General features: G+C 41.7%; 12 protein-coding genes. 5 read left to right on the forward strand and 7 right to left on the reverse strand.

Annotated elements, in window-relative coordinates; genetic code table 11:
* Positions 1-117: 117 nt before the first annotated feature.
* The 6 genes from JZO85_RS21050 to JZO85_RS21075 all read right to left on the reverse strand — a co-directional run bounded on the left by JZO85_RS21050 (position 118) and on the right by JZO85_RS21075 (position 13,137).
* Entirely contained in the window at positions 118-6,576 is a 6,459-nt protein-coding gene (locus JZO85_RS21050; protein ID WP_207110484.1) for an InlB B-repeat-containing protein, read from the reverse strand.
* A 297-nt stretch (positions 6,577-6,873) separates the two neighbouring features.
* A complete protein-coding gene (locus tag JZO85_RS21055; protein ID WP_207110485.1) occupies positions 6,874-7,926 on the reverse strand; it encodes a hypothetical protein in 1,053 nt (350 codons plus the stop codon).
* Positions 7,913-9,301, reverse strand: coding sequence for a sensor histidine kinase (locus JZO85_RS21060; RefSeq protein ID WP_207110486.1), 1,389 nt, complete (start codon positions 9,299-9,301; stop codon positions 7,913-7,915). The genes JZO85_RS21055 and JZO85_RS21060 overlap by 14 nt, the downstream gene beginning before the upstream one ends.
* Positions 9,302-9,615: 314 nt before the next feature.
* Complete coding sequence (gene proS / locus JZO85_RS21065; protein ID WP_207110487.1) at positions 9,616-11,055, reverse strand: proline--tRNA ligase; 1,440 nt, start codon at positions 11,053-11,055, stop codon at positions 9,616-9,618.
* Between the two features lie 317 nt (positions 11,056-11,372).
* Positions 11,373-12,224, reverse strand: a complete 852-nt coding sequence (locus tag JZO85_RS21070) for a DUF368 domain-containing protein (RefSeq protein ID WP_207110488.1) — start codon at positions 12,222-12,224, stop codon at positions 11,373-11,375.
* Positions 12,225-12,570: 346 nt separating this feature from the next.
* Positions 12,571-13,137, reverse strand: coding sequence for an NAD(P)H-dependent oxidoreductase (locus JZO85_RS21075; RefSeq protein WP_207110489.1), 567 nt, complete (start codon positions 13,135-13,137; stop codon positions 12,571-12,573).
* Positions 13,138-13,344: 207 nt separating this feature from the next.
* On the opposite strand from JZO85_RS21075, the gene JZO85_RS21080 reads away from it, so the two are divergent.
* The 5 genes from JZO85_RS21080 (at position 13,345) to JZO85_RS21100 (ending at position 17,834) form a co-directional block, all read left to right on the forward strand.
* A complete protein-coding gene (locus JZO85_RS21080) occupies positions 13,345-13,872 on the forward strand; it encodes a CDP-alcohol phosphatidyltransferase family protein (protein WP_207110490.1) in 528 nt (175 codons plus the stop codon).
* A 95-nt stretch (positions 13,873-13,967) separates the two neighbouring features.
* Positions 13,968-14,444 carry an MGMT family protein gene (locus JZO85_RS21085; RefSeq protein ID WP_207110491.1) on the forward strand — a complete coding sequence of 159 codons (477 nt, stop codon included), beginning with the start codon at positions 13,968-13,970 and terminating at the stop codon, positions 14,442-14,444.
* 254 nt (positions 14,445-14,698) lie between these two features.
* The gene (locus JZO85_RS21090; protein WP_207110492.1) at positions 14,699-15,886 is read left to right on the forward strand and encodes a phosphotransferase; all 1,188 of its coding nucleotides are present in this window, start codon (positions 14,699-14,701) and stop codon (positions 15,884-15,886) included.
* Positions 15,887-15,930: 44 nt separating this feature from the next.
* Entirely contained in the window at positions 15,931-17,277 is a 1,347-nt protein-coding gene (locus tag JZO85_RS21095) for a 4Fe-4S dicluster domain-containing protein (RefSeq protein WP_207110493.1), read from the forward strand.
* Positions 17,277-17,834 carry a BMC domain-containing protein gene (locus JZO85_RS21100; RefSeq protein WP_207110494.1) on the forward strand — a complete coding sequence of 186 codons (558 nt, stop codon included), beginning with the start codon at positions 17,277-17,279 and terminating at the stop codon, positions 17,832-17,834. Before JZO85_RS21095 ends, JZO85_RS21100 begins: the two co-directional genes overlap by 1 nt.
* 110 nt (positions 17,835-17,944) lie before the next feature.
* On the opposite strand, the gene JZO85_RS21105 is transcribed toward JZO85_RS21100, so the two are convergent.
* Complete coding sequence (locus tag JZO85_RS21105) at positions 17,945-19,129, reverse strand: acetate/propionate family kinase (RefSeq protein ID WP_207110495.1); 1,185 nt, start codon at positions 19,127-19,129, stop codon at positions 17,945-17,947.
* Positions 19,130-19,141: the final 12 nt, after the last annotated feature.

Below are 19,141 nucleotides of genomic sequence, written 5' to 3' on the forward strand. Positions count from 1 at the left end.
ACTGCTGTTTCTCTCGATATAAACAAAAAATAAAATAACTATTTTTCTTTTTAGATTCAATAATAATAAAAAGGCTTAGAAGCATATTAGAATGCTTCTAAGCCTTTTATCCTTATTCTATTCTTCTGTATCCTTTTTGCTTCTTCTTAGCCAAGCCAAGATAGTTGTACCCGCTAAGATACATAAACCTAAAATGACAGTCAGTGGACTCTGAGATTCCGAACCAGTTTTCGGCAAGTTCTTCGCTGAAGTATCCGTGCCTCGATAGATACGGCCAGAAAGATAGGTACTCCGCGAAATAGATGTTCCTGTACCTGAATCACTTGTTCCAGGCAGCTTACCAGGATCATCCTTCTTCGTCCATTTAGCGACAAGTGTCATTCCGCCTACAGGCATTTCGATCACACCGCTAATTTTCTTATCCTTCAAATACCAGCCGGCAAATTCATAGCCTGTGCGAGTTGGTGCTTTAACCTTGTCGATATCGACCTTCTCACCCGTTTTAGCCACGATATTTTCTGGGCGTGACGCTTCATCTCCGCCATTCACATCAAACTTGATCGTTTGATCTTCAGCCTCCCAGATCGCGTAAACAGTGATCTTGTCATCTGCTGTGGCAGTCAGATTTTTAAGCGCCTGTTCATCAGTAAATTCAACTTTACCATCCTTCTTGCTTGCCCAGCCAGTAAAGCTGTAGCCGGCTTTGGTAAATTTGTTTTTCGTTAACTTCTGCTCTGTATCATATTCAAACGCTTGATCAGCCATTGTTCCAGCTCCGCTGTTGCCATCGAAGACAATCTTGTAGCTGATTGGTGTCCACTCTGCTCGCAGATTCTTACCGCCAGCAGGCATCGCAAAGCTATCATCTGACTTCGCTGCCGCCTCATACCAGCCTTTGAAGGTATAACCTGTGCGAGTCGGTGCCTTCACTTTTGTCAAATCAACTGTTGAATCCGTTGGTGCCACGAGGTTTGCTGGTTTTGTTGCTTCATCCCCGCCATTGACGTCAAAGGTAATCGTTTGATCATCTGCTTTCCAGTTCGCAAACAACGTAATCTTGTCGCCATCTGTAGCCGTCAAGTTTTGAACGGCCTGTTCATCTGAATAAACGATTGGATCGCCCTTCTTCGTTGACCAGCCAGTGAAGCTATAACCCGCTTTGGTAAACTCATTTTTCCTTAAAGACTGATTTAGATCATAGTCGAATTTTTGAGCGGCCATCGTACCTGTTCCGCTATTTCCATCAAACTCGATAGAATACTCGATCGGTGTCCATTCTGCTCGTAAAGTTTTCCCACCTGCAGGCATTTTGAAAGTATTCGTCGCTTTGGTCGCGCCATCATACCAGCCAGCAAATTTATACCCTGTGCGAGTTGGTGAAACAACTGTAGAGATATCAACAGCCGAATCAGTTACTTGAACAATATCAAGCGGTTTTGTCGCAACGTCGCCGCCATTGACATCGAAGGTCACTGTTTGATCCAATGCTCGCCATGACGCATATACAGTTACTTCAGCATCATGAGTGTCACTTAGATTCATCACGTTTTGTTCGTCAACATAATCATAGCCTAGACTATTTTGAGCTTTCGACCAGCCATCAAAAGCATAGCCGTCTTTAGTAAAGGTATTCTTCGTTAGATTTTGTGCTGCATCGTAAACGAATGCTTGCTTCGCCATCGTGCCTTTTCCGGTATTGGCATGGAAATTCACTTTATAAGAGATGGCCTCCCATTCAGCCTTCAACGTCTTTCCGCCTACAGGCATAACAATCGAATTTCCTACCTTCGTTGCCCCATCATACCAGCCAGTAAACTTGTAGCCTTTTCGAGTTGGAGCTTTGACAGATGAAATATCTACCACTGCATCTGTACTCGAATTAATGTTTCCAGGCTTCGTAGCAGGATCACCGCCGTTGACATCAAACTGCAATACCTGTGCTGTCGCTGACCAAACAGCATAAAGCTTGATCGTATCGCCGTCTTTAGCCGTCAGATTATTTACGGATTCTTGATCGACATATGCCGATTTACCCGTACTGCTGGTTGCCCAGCCGACAAAGCTATAGCCTGATCGAGTAAAGGTATTCGCTGTTAGATTTTGCGCCGCATCATAGGTGAACTGCTGCGCTGTCATCGTACCTGTTCCTTTATTCGCGTCAAATTCGACTTTATATTTGTTCGCTTTCCATGCAGCCTTCAGAATCATACCGCCGGCAGGCATCTTGATCGTACCAGTGACTGCTGTCGCTCCATCATACCAGCCATCAAATGTGTAGCCTTTTCGAGTTGGAGCTGCCACTTTAGAAATATCGACATTGGTGTCTGTCTTTTCAATGATGTCATTTGGCTTGCTAGAGAGATCTCCGCCGTTCACATCAAATTGAATCGTTTGATCTTGCGCTTCCCAAATGGCAAACAGCTTCACGACACCATTGTTTGCGGTACTCAGATTACTTACAGAAGCTTCATCCGTGTATTCCGCTGAAACAGCATTCGCTGCCTTCGCCCAACCAGTAAATTTATAGCCAGGACGAGTAAATGTGTTTTTCTTCAGCTTAGCTGCGATATCATAAGTGAAGGCTTGATCGGTCATGCTGCCTGTACCGTTGTTCTTGTCAAATTGAACGGAATAAGCATTCGCTTCCCAAATGGCATAAACCGTCTTATCCGTAACAAAATCAATTTGTGTCCCATCGGTAAAGTCTGCGGTAACCGCCGTAGCAGTCGTTCCCCAACCTTTGAATTGATAACCAGTCCGCGTTGGATTTGTCACTGCTGATAAGCTTACTGTATCACCAAAGTTATAGGCTTTTACATCCGCATTTGCTGTCGAACCATCATTTTTCTTGTAGGTAACATTGACTGAAACAGCCTTCCAAATTGCCTTCAAGTTTAATTCGGTTGAAGCAGAAGTAAAGTCGATTTTATCCCCCGGTTGATACTCTTTGCTAGCATTTGCTTTATCCTGCCACTTAACAAAGGTGTAGCCTGTCATTGTAGGTTTCTTCGTAGATAATGTGATCGAGCCTTTTCCAGAAGTATCAAGCAGCACAGCCTGATCATCCGGCATATTTCCTGCCGCTGTTTCCCCTGGTGCCATGAAGCTCGGCAGATTCTCGTCATACGCTACTTTGGCAACCTCCGTACTAAAGGTGATTTCAGAACTTTTCGCATTCAATACCGTATTCAATCCAATTTCCTTCGCAGAGTATTGGAATTGATTGACAGCCTTTTGATTGTCCGCATCCGGTACTAAGAAATTCATAACAGTGTCTAACTTGTCATTTGGTGCCACAATGTGAGAACCAAAATCGATGTATATCGCTGTTACATCCTTTATATCTAACGGAGGAGTCGTACTGAAGCCATGGCTTGCTAACTTAGCAGCATTCCATGTTTGCAGATCAGTACTGTAATCTGGCAATGAGCTTATCGGCTGTGTTGTGTAATAAACCGTACCGGTTGAACTATCTAACCCTGTAAAATCAATATTTCCAGTTGAACCGCGACCATCTGATGAAGAAGGTAAAATATCATACAAACGAACGCTTGTAAAACTTGTATTCCCAATATTATTGATCGTCGCCTTCATTTGCGGTGTGCCTTTTTTATCGACAGCAAAATGCGTTGTTTCTGTCCAAGCATCACCACTTGCCGCACGACCAGCCGAATCACCGTTTAGTTTTGACGCGTAGACGATGGATAATTGTGTATGAGAACTACTAGTTCTTCCTGAGTATGAACCTAAGACGGTATTGTCATGACCCAAATTTTTCGCCATACCATCTGAAAAGTTATTGGTTGCTCGGTCCATTTGAAGAAACTTATCACTAGAAGCGGCAACAGCTGGGATCGGATAGTTTCCTACAGGTGTTCCGGATGCTACCTTGAAAGCCACAGGGATTTTAAAAGCTACTCCTGCTTCTACTTGAGGCCCATCACCTGTAACTTTGAAGCGATAATAATTATATGTTGCATCAGAGTTCAATAGCTCAACTTGAACAGCTCCTGGGTGATTCACACCATTTTTTTCATCATAAAAATCTTTGTTGTTTCCAGGATCTTGCATTTCTAAAACTTTCGGAATAGCTACAGAAATGATAGGGTTTTTCCAATCTGAAATAGCGTGTAAGGTATTGTACCCTTGAATTTCATAATTCACTGTATCCCCTGGTTGTCGACTATTTGCATCCCCGCTCGTAAAATTAGCATACGCATCTGTCGTATAATCTGGCGCATAAATCACTTCTGCGCTATTCATTTCAATTGAAGTCGAAGCAGGAGCTTGCCCATTCTCCTCATTGTCATAAGTCAAGTATCCACCCATTTGGACCTTCGATAACTTATCCGTCGGAATGGTCGAACCATCCGGCCACTTTCCATTATCCCAATTTTTGGCAGAATATCCAAAAGCAAAGCCATTTCCTGTTGGCCATGCCCCCACCGTTGTTCCATCAGTCCCCATCGGTGTGACGGTTACTTTACTAATGTATTCACCGGTAGCAAGAGCAGGTAACGTAAGGGAATGTACTCCACTCTTAGGTGTTGTTGTTTCTGTACGAGACGTTCCAGTGGAATTTGTTATTTCAAACTCCGCTTGATAATAACTTTTAGCTACTGTGTTATCAAGTGTTGTCCCATGTATAGTGATTCCATTGAAATTAATTTTTTCCGAGCCAGTACTCTTTTGATATAAGGTAAAGCTGGTTCCAGTAATATCTCTTTTCCCGGTATTCTTATACGTATTAGTATGCGGATAAGTACTAAAACCAATCACATAATTTGGTCTACTAGTAGACGCAGGTTTATCCAATATTACAACCGCTTTTCTGTCCCCTGATACTCCTGTATTATGAACTTTAAGACCATGTGTCAACTCCCAATCCGGTTGGGCCTTTTTTGTGTAGGTAACTGTATCTGTTACTGTTGTGGCTTTCGCATTGATTTTCTTGGTGATCATTCCAATGGTAATTGAAAAGGAATCATTTTCTGCAATTGAACTCGGCGGAGTAAATTGTGTATCCATTTGCTGCTTATTAACATTTACATTTCCAGCCAATTGCCATAAGTTAAAATCTGAACTCTGATCGGCTATATCTCGATAGTACCGAGTGTAGCCTGTCGGTATGCTTGAATCATCACTAGTTGTTTTTCCATCTGTTCCAAAATAATCTGTCATATTAGTTGAAAGAACTGATCCAGTCGGCACTTCGACAAAAGCACGATTCTTCGCGGTCCCATCTAACAGCCATTGTTTATTATGATTATTTTTCAATTCCATTCGATTTGTGATTGGCCCCGTCGTATAATCCGTTGTTTTAGGGTTAAATAAATTAAGGGTTGTTTCTATCCCATTTAGCGCATTGCTCTTTAATTGTACCTTGCTTGATTGTGATAATTGAGCAGCGGAAGAGTCATATGCTGTTGCCTGTAAATCTTGCCAAATTATTTGATCTGCAGGTATCTTAGCATCATAATCTGAGTTGAATTTAAAACGCAAGTTGACCGTTTCAACGGTCGTCTTCGTTTCCTTCAAATGAATGATCAGCTTTTGATTGGTCGTGTCATTTTCATAATGATCAACGACTGAATCAGCCGCAGGTGCAGCTGGTGTAACTAGAGAAAAAATTGGATCAGTCATTTCAAAATCTTTGAAGATTGGATTCGTCGTATCAGGTGTGAAGCCATACGGAATCTCGACTTTTACACCCTTGATTCCCGCAGTGCTGATTGATAACGGAACAGCTACTGCATATTCAGTCGGAGCTATGCCAGTAACCGGATTCGTATAAGTTCTAAATGTCGTATCAGCATTGATTCCGACAATCACCTCATTCGCTCTAGGCGCTTTCTTTGTCTTTGTCGCTTTTTTGTTCTCTTGTTTTTCTTCCTTGCTTGATTCAGTTGTTTCCTTTGTTGCTTCTTTTGATTCTTCAGTTTCTTCTTTGACTTCTTCCTTTTCTTCTACGTCAAAGGCCAGCTTTTCACTTTCGTAATCTGCAGCTTCATCGAAGACGGTCAATTCATAATGTCCAGCTTTTTCAGCGGTTAAGAAAAATGTTGTCGCTGCCGCTTCTTCTTCAGCGATATTTTTGATCGTTAGTTCACGTTTTTCTTCGTTCCATGCAAAATCTTCGCTAAGCTTGTTTTCTCCGTCAAGATGATCCTTTTCATCGAATACTAACCCTTCTGGCAATGAAAGAGCTGCTTGAGTCAAGTTTCCAAAAAGCTTCAACTCGATCTTGTCGCCTGCTTCGATCTTATCAGAGCCTTTTCGTTTAAGTGTCATGTTAGGAACAACTGCTTCTTCTTTTGTCTCTTCTTTTTCTTCTGTTTCCTGAGGTACGCTTGATTCTGTTGTTTCCTCTTCTGGATTTGCTTCCTGTGAAGAGACTGGTGCTGATTCCTGTTTTTCTGGTACTTTGATATCGCTTTGAACAGACTCGAGTGTCGCTCCAGTCTGTTCGGTTGGTGCCTCGATCGTGATTGACTCCGCAAAGACAATCCCCGTCGGCATCAACGTGCTAAACAATAAAATGGATGTTCCAACATATGCAATCGGCTTCTTTTTCATTAATATCCTCCCCTTTTAACTTCACCTAATATTCCCATTGATAAACCTTTTTTCCTCATTATTTCTCCTCGTTATTTAATTTATTTTAGGGTTATATAATTATGATAACAAATTAATAATAATTTTAATACGATTTTATCAATAAAAATTATGTTCATCAAACATATTTTCGTGTGTTTTGTGAAGTTTAAGTGTTTTTATGATAACTAATGATATTTATAATGATTATATGTAATGAAAAACTATCGAGAAAATCCCGTATCATACGGTTTCCTCGATAGTTTCGTCAAAAACGTGTTATTCTTGATTGGTTTTAAATCTTCTATTCAAGAAATAGAAGAGGGGCAGGACGATCAATACAGAAAAGAAAACGATCGTATGAACAATATAGTTTTCATAATCTCCAACGATCAATGTTCGCGAGTGGTAGGTCTCGACGAATTGTTCACGGGGCTGATTTAACCGTGTCGTCAATTCCTTGAGATCGATCTGAACGGTTGCGTCCTGCAACTGCTCTTGAATCCCAGAATGTTCGATAAGATAGGCTTCCAACTGATTCTTTTCCGCCAATGTCGTTGCTTGCTCTTGCGTTAGATAGATTTCCTGTAAATCATAATCCTGAGCGGACCCTTCTATTCCAAATGAAAAGGCAGTCGGCAATAACAATAGTAGAAAAAATCGTTTGCTTTTTTTCTGATGGATAATTTTGTTCAGCTCTTGTGTCTGTAAATAGACGAAAATAATGAGGACAATGACTAGAATCGTCGGACAGATTGTCAGTAACAGAATCATATACGTAAACATCGTCCGGTATTCAATATTCCATGCTCGCTCCTTTGAATCTCCGGTGAGGTTCTCATATTTTTGCAGCTGCACCTGCGAGTATTTTTTATTGGCATGGATCTCATCGCCGCTTTTATAGGCGTGGACTGTTTTTTGAACGTTCTTTTCAAAATTGTAAAAGGTAAGACGACTTTCTACATTATCTAATGTCTCTACTTTGAATTCATCGATCGCAAGTGTTCGGCCATCTCCTAAAGACCAAAAATGAATTTCCGCCATTTCAGCTAGTTCCTCTTTACTTAGAGCCTTCAGATTTGCCTTCTTATCATACTCAAACGCTCTGCCGTCTATTCCTACCTGCTTTTGTTCAACGATCTTTCCATGCTTGGAGGTGATCGTCACCTTCAGCGGTATCGTGGTTTGCCTTTGTTTGCTGCTAATGGTGACATTTGGAAAATATGTTCCTGAACAAAGAGCGTTCTCCGATTTCTCTTCCGCAAAAGAGCTGACAGGAAACCCCAGCAACAGCCAGAATAAAATAAATACAACTCCCCTATTTGTCTTCATCACATTTCTCCTCATTCGGAATCACTAGTCGTGTGACTACATAATTTTCCTCAATTAGATACTCGCAAGAGCCATGTAAGAACTTTGCCAAATCTTTGATCAAATAGATTCCGTTGCCGCTGCTGTATGAGTAATCCTTCGTGACTTTAGGCTTTAGAAACGGCGACTGATTACTTTCCAGAATCGTTTGGATATGGTGGTTCTGAGTGACATTCTTAAAGGTCAAGTGCACATCCTTATCAACCTGCTCAAGCAAGATTTCTAATTCCGAATTTTCTAAGGTGTAATGAACCATATTCGAGCTGATATTATGAAGCAATAATCGAACGGCGACCTTATTTTGCCAAATCATCGCCTGCTCCGGTCCATCAAAAAAGAAGCTTAACTTCTTGTGCTTCAATTCATTCATTTGATATAGCTGAGAGGTTCGCACCATATCGACCAAATCAAACTGCTCAATCCCCGCATCGAACTCATACATATTTTCTCGCAATTGATGCAAAATATCGTTAATCTCCAATAGTAATTGATTGTAGATTGCGATTTCATTTTTGAAGAACTCCCGCTGTTGCCGCTCCTTGGTTTCAATCAGCTTCATCTCACTTTCCAATAGCTGGTTATGCAGCGGTCCTTTTAAATCATGCACCATCGCTTTTGATAAGTTGATCGTATTTTCTAAATGTTCTCGTTCTAAAGCCAAGGCAATCTCAAGATGTGTATTTTTTCCATAGACGGAATGCAGCGTATGCTTTTGCTTCAAAAAGAAGTTATTTAAGCGTTCATTCAGCTGATCGTCTACTTCCGTGAGTGCTTGCTCATCCAGCTCGTTTCGTTCCGCGCGATCCAATGACGTGGATATTTGATACAGCGGGGTCAAGAGCTTGCGCTGCAGCCAGATAATGATTAGGACTAATGCAATATAGATCAGTAGTATCAGCACATTGAACTTCACAATAAAGTCCTGCAATACCTTAACGAAGGGCACTTGGTAAATGACATACCACAATGACCCTTTTTCTCCATTGATTCGAGTTTGCTCAAAGGACTCTAAAAACTTCGCATTATCATTTACCACGCCTTTGATTTTCGCATTATCAGCCAGTTCGATGGTTGAGTATAGGCGATTTCCCTCTTGATCGCGGATAATCACCTCAAGAGCCACATTCTCAACGATTTTATCCAAGTCGGCCTTCCAATGCTTTGTCTGCAACGCCTCCTGAATATCTTTTTGGACCTGTTCAATATAAGCATCCTCCGCATCACGATAAAGATTACGGAACACATAGACACTTTGCACGATGACGCACACAAAAATAACGTAAATAATAATCGAAACAAACAAAAGACGTTTGTTGAATAGATAGTTTCGCTTCATTCAATTTTTCTCCATTTTTCGTTATATCAATTATTTATTATACCTTAAATATATTGAATAAAATCACTTGATCTAAAATAATCCTTTATCTTTCATTTAAAATAGTTAATAACTTCGGTAAAATAAACAAAAAAACAAGTCTGGAACAATCAAATGTCTTTGATCGTTCCAGACTCTAAGAATATAACCGCACAGATCAACCTTTTTGGGAAACCAAATTCCCGACCGTCCTGCTTACTGGTGGCTGATTGATAAAACAGTAATCGCAAAAACTTTCTATATATAAAAGTGATGCTGTAGCGGACTTCCTCAAATTAATAAGCGCGCGCGATCCAAACAGTGTGTTTCGCAGGCTTTCCACTAACGATGTCGACTGTTTTTTCAACAGGCGGGTTAAATGGAATATTTCGTGTCGTGAAGCCAGTCTCTTCTTTGATCTTAGCTTCAGTTTCATCGCTGCCATCCCAACCAATCAAAACAAATCCTGGGATTTCGCCGGCTTCTTTAGACTTTTCAATGTGTGCTTTCAACTCATCTAAAGTATCAATATCAGTATGTTCATTCGCTTCATAGCGTTTTTGCGCACTTACGAATAAACGTTTTTGCATAACATCTAGTTGTTCCACGATGTAATCTTCGATACTGTCTAATGACACGGATTCCTTGTCATCAAGATCACGCATTTTGATTACGGCTTGATTGTTCTCTAAGTCGCGAGGCCCGAATTCTACTCGTAATGGCGCACCCTTTAATTCCCATTCGTTGAACTTATAGCCTGGTGTGTTGTCTGTTTCGTCGATACGAACACGCAAGCCTTTTTCAACTAACGAAGCTTTCAATTCATGCAAGCGATCAAGAATAGCTGGGTTCTTTTGCCAAGGTCCAACTGGAACCAAAATCACTTGTGTTGGTGCTACTTTTGGTGGTAAGACAAGTCCTTGTTCGTCCCCATGAACCATGATCAATGAGCCGATCAAACGAGTTGAGATTCCCCAAGAAGTCGTGTATACATGCTCATGTTCGTTATTACGGTTCAAGAATTTAATGTCGAAGGCTTCCGCAAAATTCTGACCAAGGTAATGAGACGTTCCTGCTTGGACGGCTTTCCCGTCACGCATCATTGCCTCTACAGAATAAGTATCCACCGCTCCGGCAAAACGTTCGGAAGGTGTTTTTTGTCCACGATATACTGGAATCGCCAATGTGTCTTCGATCAACGTAGCATACGCTTCTAGGATACCCATTGTCCGTTCACGAGCATTTTCTTCTGATTCATGAGCCGTATGACCTTCTTGCCATAAAAATTCTGACGTACGCAAGAATGGCATCGTCTTTTTCTCCCAACGGAAAACGTTCGCCCATTGGTTGATTTCATAAGGAAGATCACGGTAAGAATTGATCCAGTTAGAGAAAGCATCCCCGATCAATGTTTCAGAGGTTGGACGCAATGCATATGGCTCTTCTAATTCTTCATCGCCAACCTTTGTCAACCATGGCAATTCTGGTGCAAAACCTTCTACGTGCTCTTCTTCTTTTTCCAAGAAATGTTTAGGAATCAGCATTGGGAAGTAGACATTACGAATGTCTTGTGTTTTTAGGTATTTGTTAAAGTCCTCTTGAATATGTTCCCATAATTCCCAGCCATCTGGTTTAAAGATGATACAGCCACGAACAGGTGAATAATCCATTAAGTCAGCTTTTTGGATTGTCTGTAAATACCATTTTGAAAAATCTTCTTTTTGTAAGTTTGTCATTCATGCTTCCTCCTAAAAATAAAAATAAAAAAACCGTTCCATCCCTACAACTTGTAAGGACGAAACGGATAATTTCGCGGTACCACCTTGCTTGGTCAGACTATGCCGACCCAACTTTCAGCTCCAATAACGCTGGAGTCGCGTGCTGCTTTCACAGCAATCAACTTTGGTAGGTTCATAAATCTCAGAGGGCGTGTTGATCTTTCAGACGGTGAATCAACTCTCTGCTGCCGATAAAATTTATTACTAGTCCAAATGCTTAACACCATATTAAAGACTTCTCATCAAAAATGCAAGCCCCAATTTCAAATTTTTTTCTAATCTTCTGGAACATAGCGTTCTTCTAGACGGCTCATCCACCATCCTAAAGCCGCACCTAAAACACATAAAACCGCACAACCAAGGAATCCAAGGAAGCCGATTCCGCTATAATCTGTCGGTACAATCATGACCGTTGAAGCAAAAACAATCCCTAAAATAAAATGATACATCGGTGCATAATAACGGCTGAAAACCCAATCCATGACCTTCGATAAGCTCAAGACCGTCACTAATCCGCCGATCCCGATAGGAATGATGACACCCATATCGACTGTTTTGAAGCCATCGGCCATCGCCTTATACATGCCCATATACACTAAGAAGTTTGAAGGGCTGAGACCTGGCACGATCAACCCTAAACCAATCAAAGCGCCTGCGATCATCCAAGTGAAAAAGTTTTGGTCAACGGTACCGAACAAGCCAGAGCCCTTCCATAAGAACAAGAAGCCGACAACAAAACTAACAGCGATAATCACATAATCCTTTGTTCCTCGCCCTTTCTTTCCTGCTTCCTTCCACAAGGCCGGCACTGTTCCGATGATACAGCCGACAAAGAACCACAGCATGATCGTTTCAAACTCGCCCAGCAAGAAGCTGACCGCAAAAGAAAGTACGAACACTCCTGTTAAGCCGCCTAGACCGACTGGAATGAAAAATAAGACATTCTCTTTAAAATTCTTTGTAATGTGCGCCAAAAATGAAATAATCCGTTCATAAATACCAAATACTGCTGCCAGAGCTCCGCCGCTGACACCTGGTAGAATAAATCCCGAGCCGATGAACATTCCTTTGATGAAGCGTAAAAACCAGTCGCTTTTATTCGGCTGTGTTGCTTTTTCGTTTTCCATAAAAAAATAAGTCCTCCTAGTTCATTTAAAAGAGTTCATTCTTCACAATGGGAAAAATGAATCCATCTGTTGTTACATATACCATTTTGTTGCCCAAAATAAAATAGGTATTTCTTTTGTACCTTAGCAGTGTACCGATAAAAAGTAGGCGGCGCAAGACCATCTAGCGGCTAGATAGAGAAAACTTAAAGAAACTTTTGAGATTGCGACAAAAGTTTATTTTCTGTTAAAAGTTATTTTTTCTCCTCAATTATTTTACTTAGTTTGAATCGACCGCCTACCAAAGCAGCTGAAGTGATAAAATAAAAAACGGAGCTCACCATTTACTGCTGAGCTCCGAATCCTTTTAAATTTTACTATAAACCGAATCAAGATATTCTTGACGCTCTTCCTCCGTCAAATTTTTCACTGAGCCGATATGATACCAAGAAATATTGCGCATACCAATATCCTCTAATGTGGTCGTCAACTGATGTTTGTAGCTTCGGGTGCAGTGCTGCTCCAAGCTTTCTGTAGGCTGGTCAGAGGTGGTGAAGACTACGACCGAATCGACCGATAACAAAGGCTGAATGCCGTTGCCGCCATCAAAAAAAGCGAAATCATTTAGCAGTACTTTATCAAGAAAGCCCTTTAAACTTGCCGGTGAGCTGTACCACCAAATGGGAAAGATCAATACCAACTGTGTCGTTTCCCGCAGCAAGCTCATGTAATGCAACACCAATGGATCTAAAACGGAGCCACTTTGGTAAACGGCCAATTCCTCTTGCTTCATGACTGGATCAAAGCCGTCTTTATTTAGATCGATCACCTGATAGATTTTTTGATCTTGGTCCAGACCTGCGACCAATTTGTTCAGGACACCATGATTAAAACTGCCCTTCCACGGATGATCAATAATCAATGTTGTTGTCATTTTCGTCTCCTCTTTACCCTTTTTATCAAAAGTAGCACAAATTCATTACATTTTGATTTCAGTTACATGTCAAACAAGCTAAGAACATGATAAAGTTAAGTTATAACTTAGAAGAAATACCCTTTCTTTTTTTACAAAGACACCCGTTCAAGGAGCGGATTCTCTACCAGAGAAATAAAATTGATCCACTGATAAAGGAGCGATTGTTTGAAGTACATACCTAATCTATTGACCATTTTTCGCATCTTAGCTTCCCTGTTGATACTCGTCGTCTCTGATCGTTTCTTCTTTCCACTTTATTTCTTTGCAGGAGTGACAGATATCCTCGATGGCTGGATCGCTCGAAAAATGAATTGGATGAGCGCTTTTGGCACTTTTTTAGATAGTATCGCTGATTTGATTTTCTTCATCGTCGTCGTGCTAAAAATAATTTTAACGATCAAATTGCCGGCATTTCTATTGTGGGGCGCACTAGTCATCGTACTGATTCGCTGTCTCACTTATTTAATTGGCGCCCTTCGCTTCCATCAATTCGCCAGTCTGCATACCTATCTGAACAAATTGACTGGACTATTGCTCTTTTTATCTCCGATTCTTTTGCTCATCATTCCGGTCACTCCTTTTGGGATCATTCTTTTGATTTGCGGCTGCTTAGCCGCTATCGAAGAATTTTTGATCGTATGGACTACTAAAAAGCTGGATAAAAATGTGCCGACGATTTTTCATAAATATTAAACTGTCTCATTGCATGATACTTTTCTACTGGGTAAACTAGTCATAGGACTTACGCGCGTAATGACTACTAATTGGACTGTTAGGAGGTGGCCCTCATGGCAAATGAGGATCAAAAGGATTTCAATGCAATGCTGAATGAAGATAAAGGAATGCCGAAGATGCAGATTGTCACCGATGAGGCGACGATCAAACGCTATGGCGGAACAAAGATGTACTTCGCACCCCCATTGGATTATGATGCGCTTATGAAAAGGATCCCTTATGGCAAAATCATTACTACCAGTGCGATCAGAGACTTTCTAGCCAAACAAAACGGCGGTGACTTCACCGAGCCAATTACAGCAGGTGCTTTTATCTCGATCGCTGCTTGGGCAAGTGAACAGCGTGACACAGACCCCACACCTTATTGGCGAACATTAAAAGCAAAAGGAGAGCTCCAGCCGAAGTTTCCCGGCGGTGTGGAGGCGCAAATCGAAAAGCTTGAAGCTGAAGGGCATACGATCATTCGCCGTGGCAGAAAAAATTTCCGTTATTATGTTGAAAATTACGAAGAATCAATGTATGAGTTATAGCCGTTTTCTTTACGAAGACGGTTTTTTTATTGTATTTTTTTGCTCAATTTATTTGCACTTTTCTGGTAATTCAAGTCATGAAAGGCTTTTCCTTGATTCACTCTACAGTGCATATTTTTATTATATATTTTCCTACTGAGATTCGATAAAATGGTTGATAGGATAGGATTTTTGCGGGATATCCTTTTTATTTAAAGGCTTTAATGAGCTTCCAGAAAACATTCTATTTTTCAATTTCAAACAGGAGGAAAACGATGGAGATTAGTGAACATACGCTCGCAGATTATCTGCTTCAACGAACCACCCTTTTCAATAAAACTAGTCCCCTCATCGTGACGGCTCTTTCCAACGAAAAGGACAAATACGTTGATGGCTATTTGAATTATCTTTATATCCTCAAACAAGGCAATAAAAAATACATTACGAAGCATTCAAAAACGACCGTCTCCAGCGGTATCGCACTAGCTCCGATCGATCCAAAACGGAATTATTTGGAGTACATGACCTATCAGCTGCGAGCCGGTTTAGCTCCCCAGATGGTTCCTGAAACCTATTTTGCCGATCCCACAGCCCATCTTTTTGTTATGGAGGATCTCTCCTACTTAACGGTCTTGCGCTTTTCACTTTGCCGCGGTCAGCAATTTCCGCGTTTGGGAAAACAGGTCGGAGAATATCTTGCTCGGACACATTTAGCGACAGCAAAAATGAAACTATCCGCCGACTATTGGCATGCGTTAAAAAGCTATTTTCAAAATGGCGACATGCGAATCATTATCACAGATTTCATTTTGAAGCCGCCGCCAAGAAATGCTGAACCGAAAACAGCCTATGAAGAAGCACTGCTGGATATTCTAGATGCAATTTTAGAAGAGCCTGTCATAAAGCAAGAGTGGGACACCTTGATTGAACGTATTTCTACTAAGGACGAGTGCTTGATCCATGGCGATTTTCATTCTTCCAATATTTTTGTTTCGCAGAATTCTTTTAAAGTGATCGATATGGAATACACCATGACGGGACCCTTTTCCTACGATATCGGCTATTTCTTAGCCAACATCCTGTCTCAATATGCGGCCTTCAGTATCAAAGGCGATGCTTCCATGTGTGAGTTTCTATTACAGGTCATTAAGGATACCTATAAAACGTATTTTACTTATTTTTCAGACCATACAGCTGGGGCTCAGAAGGACTGCTTCTTAGAAATTTTACAAGATTCGCTGGGCTACTTGGCTATGGCTAATATCAATCGAATCGCCAATTTGGGAGAATTTCCAGATTTTGATTGCTTAGCTAGTCCTGAAGAGACGTTCTTGGCAAAAGGGCTTTCCATGATGCTGGCACAAGCATTGTTCAAAAAGCGCGGACAGCTCTCAACCACTGAAGCGGCTTGCCAATTGATCCAAACAACCCGAAATAATTTTTTACAGCAATTAATCCTATAAAAATGTAACCGCTCTTATTTAACTTAAAGAAATGAGGAACGAGTATGCTATTGGAACAAATCACTTCGGCCGGTATCGTAGGCTGCGGAGGCGCAGGTTTTCCTACTGCAGTCAAATACAATACCGAAGCAGAGTATTTTATTATCAACGCAGCAGAATGCGAACCGCTCCTGAAAACAGACCACTATGTCATGAATCATTATGCTCATGAGTGCGTTCAGGCCATCGCTGCGGTCGGTCAATTATTAAAAGCCAAGCACCTAGTGATCGCAACAAAAGGCCATTACACAAAGGAAATCGCGGCCTTGGAAAAAGCGATCCAAGAACAGGGAGCGCCAATCTCTATCTTCAAAATGAAGAACTTTTACCCAGCAGGTGACGAACAGGTCATGGTTTTTGAGGTTACGGGACGGACGGTTCCGCCGGGAGGGATTCCGATAGAAGTCGGTTGTGTCATCTCCAACATTTCCACCATGCTTAATATTTACCAAGCGCAACAAGGAATAAGCGTCACTCATAAACTATTGACCATCACAGGCGCAGTCAAAGAACCGAAAATCTTGGAAGTTCCGATCGGCACTTCTTTTGATGACTGTTTGGCTTTAGCCGGCGGCGCGACGATCGATGATTTCATGTTTATCAACGGCGGTCCAATGATGGGGAAAACGGGAACTAAGGAAGATTTTTCTCAACAGGTTGTTACGAAAACGACTTCTGGGATCATTATTATGGAAAAGCGGGACTTTATCTATGAATTGCTAGAAAAAGAGATCCCTCAAATGATCAACAAAGCCCGAACCTCCTGTATTCAATGCCGCTTATGTACCGAGCTATGTCCTCGTTATCAAATTGGGCATCCAATTCATCCGCACCGCGTGATGAGGCATCTGACAATCACGGATATACCTGACGATATTGATGATGACCCTATTTGGAAGGAAGCACTCCTATGTTGTGAATGCGGCATTTGTGAAGCGATCGCTTGTCCAATGGATCTGCTGCCGCGTCAGGTCAACATCTATGTGAAGCAGCGCTTAGCAGAAAAAGGGATTCGCTACCAGAAAGATGATAAGCCGCTCACTCCAACTTTGATGCGTGAGTATCAACAGGTTCCGCCAGTGAAAATTTTACTGAAGGATGGACTGAAGCAATACGCTGATTTAAAAGTGGAAGAACTTCATAAGCATGAAGCAAGCAGCGTCAACATTCCACTGAAAATGCATATTGGAGCACCTTGTGAGCCGGCGATTCAAGTTGGCGATCAAGTCAAGGTTGGCGATTTGATTGGAAGAAAGCCTGAGAAAGCGCTAGGGGCAGATATTCATGCCAGCATTGCCGGCACAGTAACTGCTGTGGCTGAAAGTATTACAATTGAAAGAAGGGGCAACTAATGAAAATAATGGATACGATCGGATTTTTAGAATTGAACAGTATCGCTAAGGGAATCGAAGTCGTGGACTACATGCTGAAAGCCGCAGACGCAACATTGATCATGGCACGAGCAAGCTGCCCTGGAAAATATTACATCATGATCTGCGGCCAGGTTGCGGCGATCGAACGTTCGATGGAAGTCGGAGCTGAGCTTGGCGGTCGTTATGTAGTAGGTCAGCTATTGATTCCGCGGATTCATCCTGCTGTGATTCAAGCGATCAATATGACCAAAGTTCCTGAAAACATTCAAGCGGTTGGTGTGCTGGAATATTATTCAGCGACAGGCTCGATCATTGCAGCAGACTTCGCTGTCAAATCAGCGGATGTTGAGCTTCTAGCTATTCAGCTCGGCACAGGCATCGCTGGAAAATCCTTCGTTACATTGACTGGTGATGTGGCCGCAGTAAAAGCAGCCGTCGAGTCAGGCGCAAACGGCGCCCAAGATCAGGCGATGCTCATTAACAAGATCGTCTTGTCTAATCCGCGCCCAGAGCTGATAGACAGTCTTCTCCAATAATAAAAAATACCATGGACTCAAATTGAATTGAACTCCATGGTATTTTTCTGCCCTAAATTCTCACCAAAGAGAGCTGGAAGCAAATGTCTCCAGCTCTATCTGTTTATTAATTAGATTAAGTCAAACGTATCTCTGACGATCATCAATTCTTCATTCGTCTCAACTACTAGTACCTCTACAGAAGATGCCGCCGAACTGATTCGTTTGCTGTTTTGCTGATTTTGGTTTTGATCGATCTGAATACCAAAGAAAGTTAAATCCTCACAAATCATCTGACGGATTTCTGAAGAATTTTCACCAATTCCCGCAGTAAAAATCAACGCATCAATCCCATCCAACTCCGCAGCATAAGCCCCGATCGTTTGTTTGACACGACCGGCAAACATGTCCAAAGCTAATTTCGCTCGTTCATTGCCCTTTTCAGCCTCGCTGATAATATCTCGCGTATCACTGCTGAATTCCGTCACGCCTTTAAACCCGGATTCAGCATTCATCAATTTATCCATATCGCTGGCAGAAAGATTTTTTTCATTTTGCAAAAACGGAACAATCGATGGATCTATATCGCCGCATCGCGTCCCCATCATCAAACCTGCCAATGGCGTGAAGCCCATTGATGTGATCACTGATTTACCATCTTTGATACCACAAATACTCGCCCCATTTCCCAAATGACAAGAAATGATTTTTAGCGACTCCAATGGTTTTTCGAGATAGCTGGCTGCTTCTGAAGCGACAAATTGATGGCTAGTCCCGTGAAACCCATAGCGCCGCACGCTATCTTCTTCATAAAAACGATAAGGCAATGGATAAACATAATTCTTCGCCTCCATCGTTTGGTGAAAAGAGGTATCAAAAACGGCAACTTGCGGACAGTCCGGCAATTCTTTTGCCAACGCTTCGATCCCTACGACGTTTACAGGATTATGCAAGGGCGCTAATTTGCTTAGATCCTTGATTTTCTTTAGAGCCTCTTGGTCAACCAGGCTGGATGTTTTAAAATCCTCCCCGCCATGAGCAACTCGGTGCCCTACGCCAGAAAGCTCATCTAAACTAGTTAAGACACTTCTTTCCAGCAAAAAGTGCAATAGAAAATTGATCGCTTCTTCATGCGTTTTCCCCTTAACCGATGTTTTGACTTTTGTCTCCTTCATCGAATAGAAAAAAAACATTTCATCTTCTAATCCAATCCGCTCAAATAATCCTTTTATTAACAGCTCTTCCTCTGGCATCTCGAATAATTGAAACTTCAACGAGGAACTGCCGGCATTGATGGACATGATTTTATTTGCCATATTCTTCCCCCT

The organism is Candidatus Enterococcus murrayae, assembly GCF_017315985.1.
GTDB lineage: Bacteria > Bacillota > Bacilli > Lactobacillales > Enterococcaceae > Enterococcus_A > Enterococcus_A murrayae.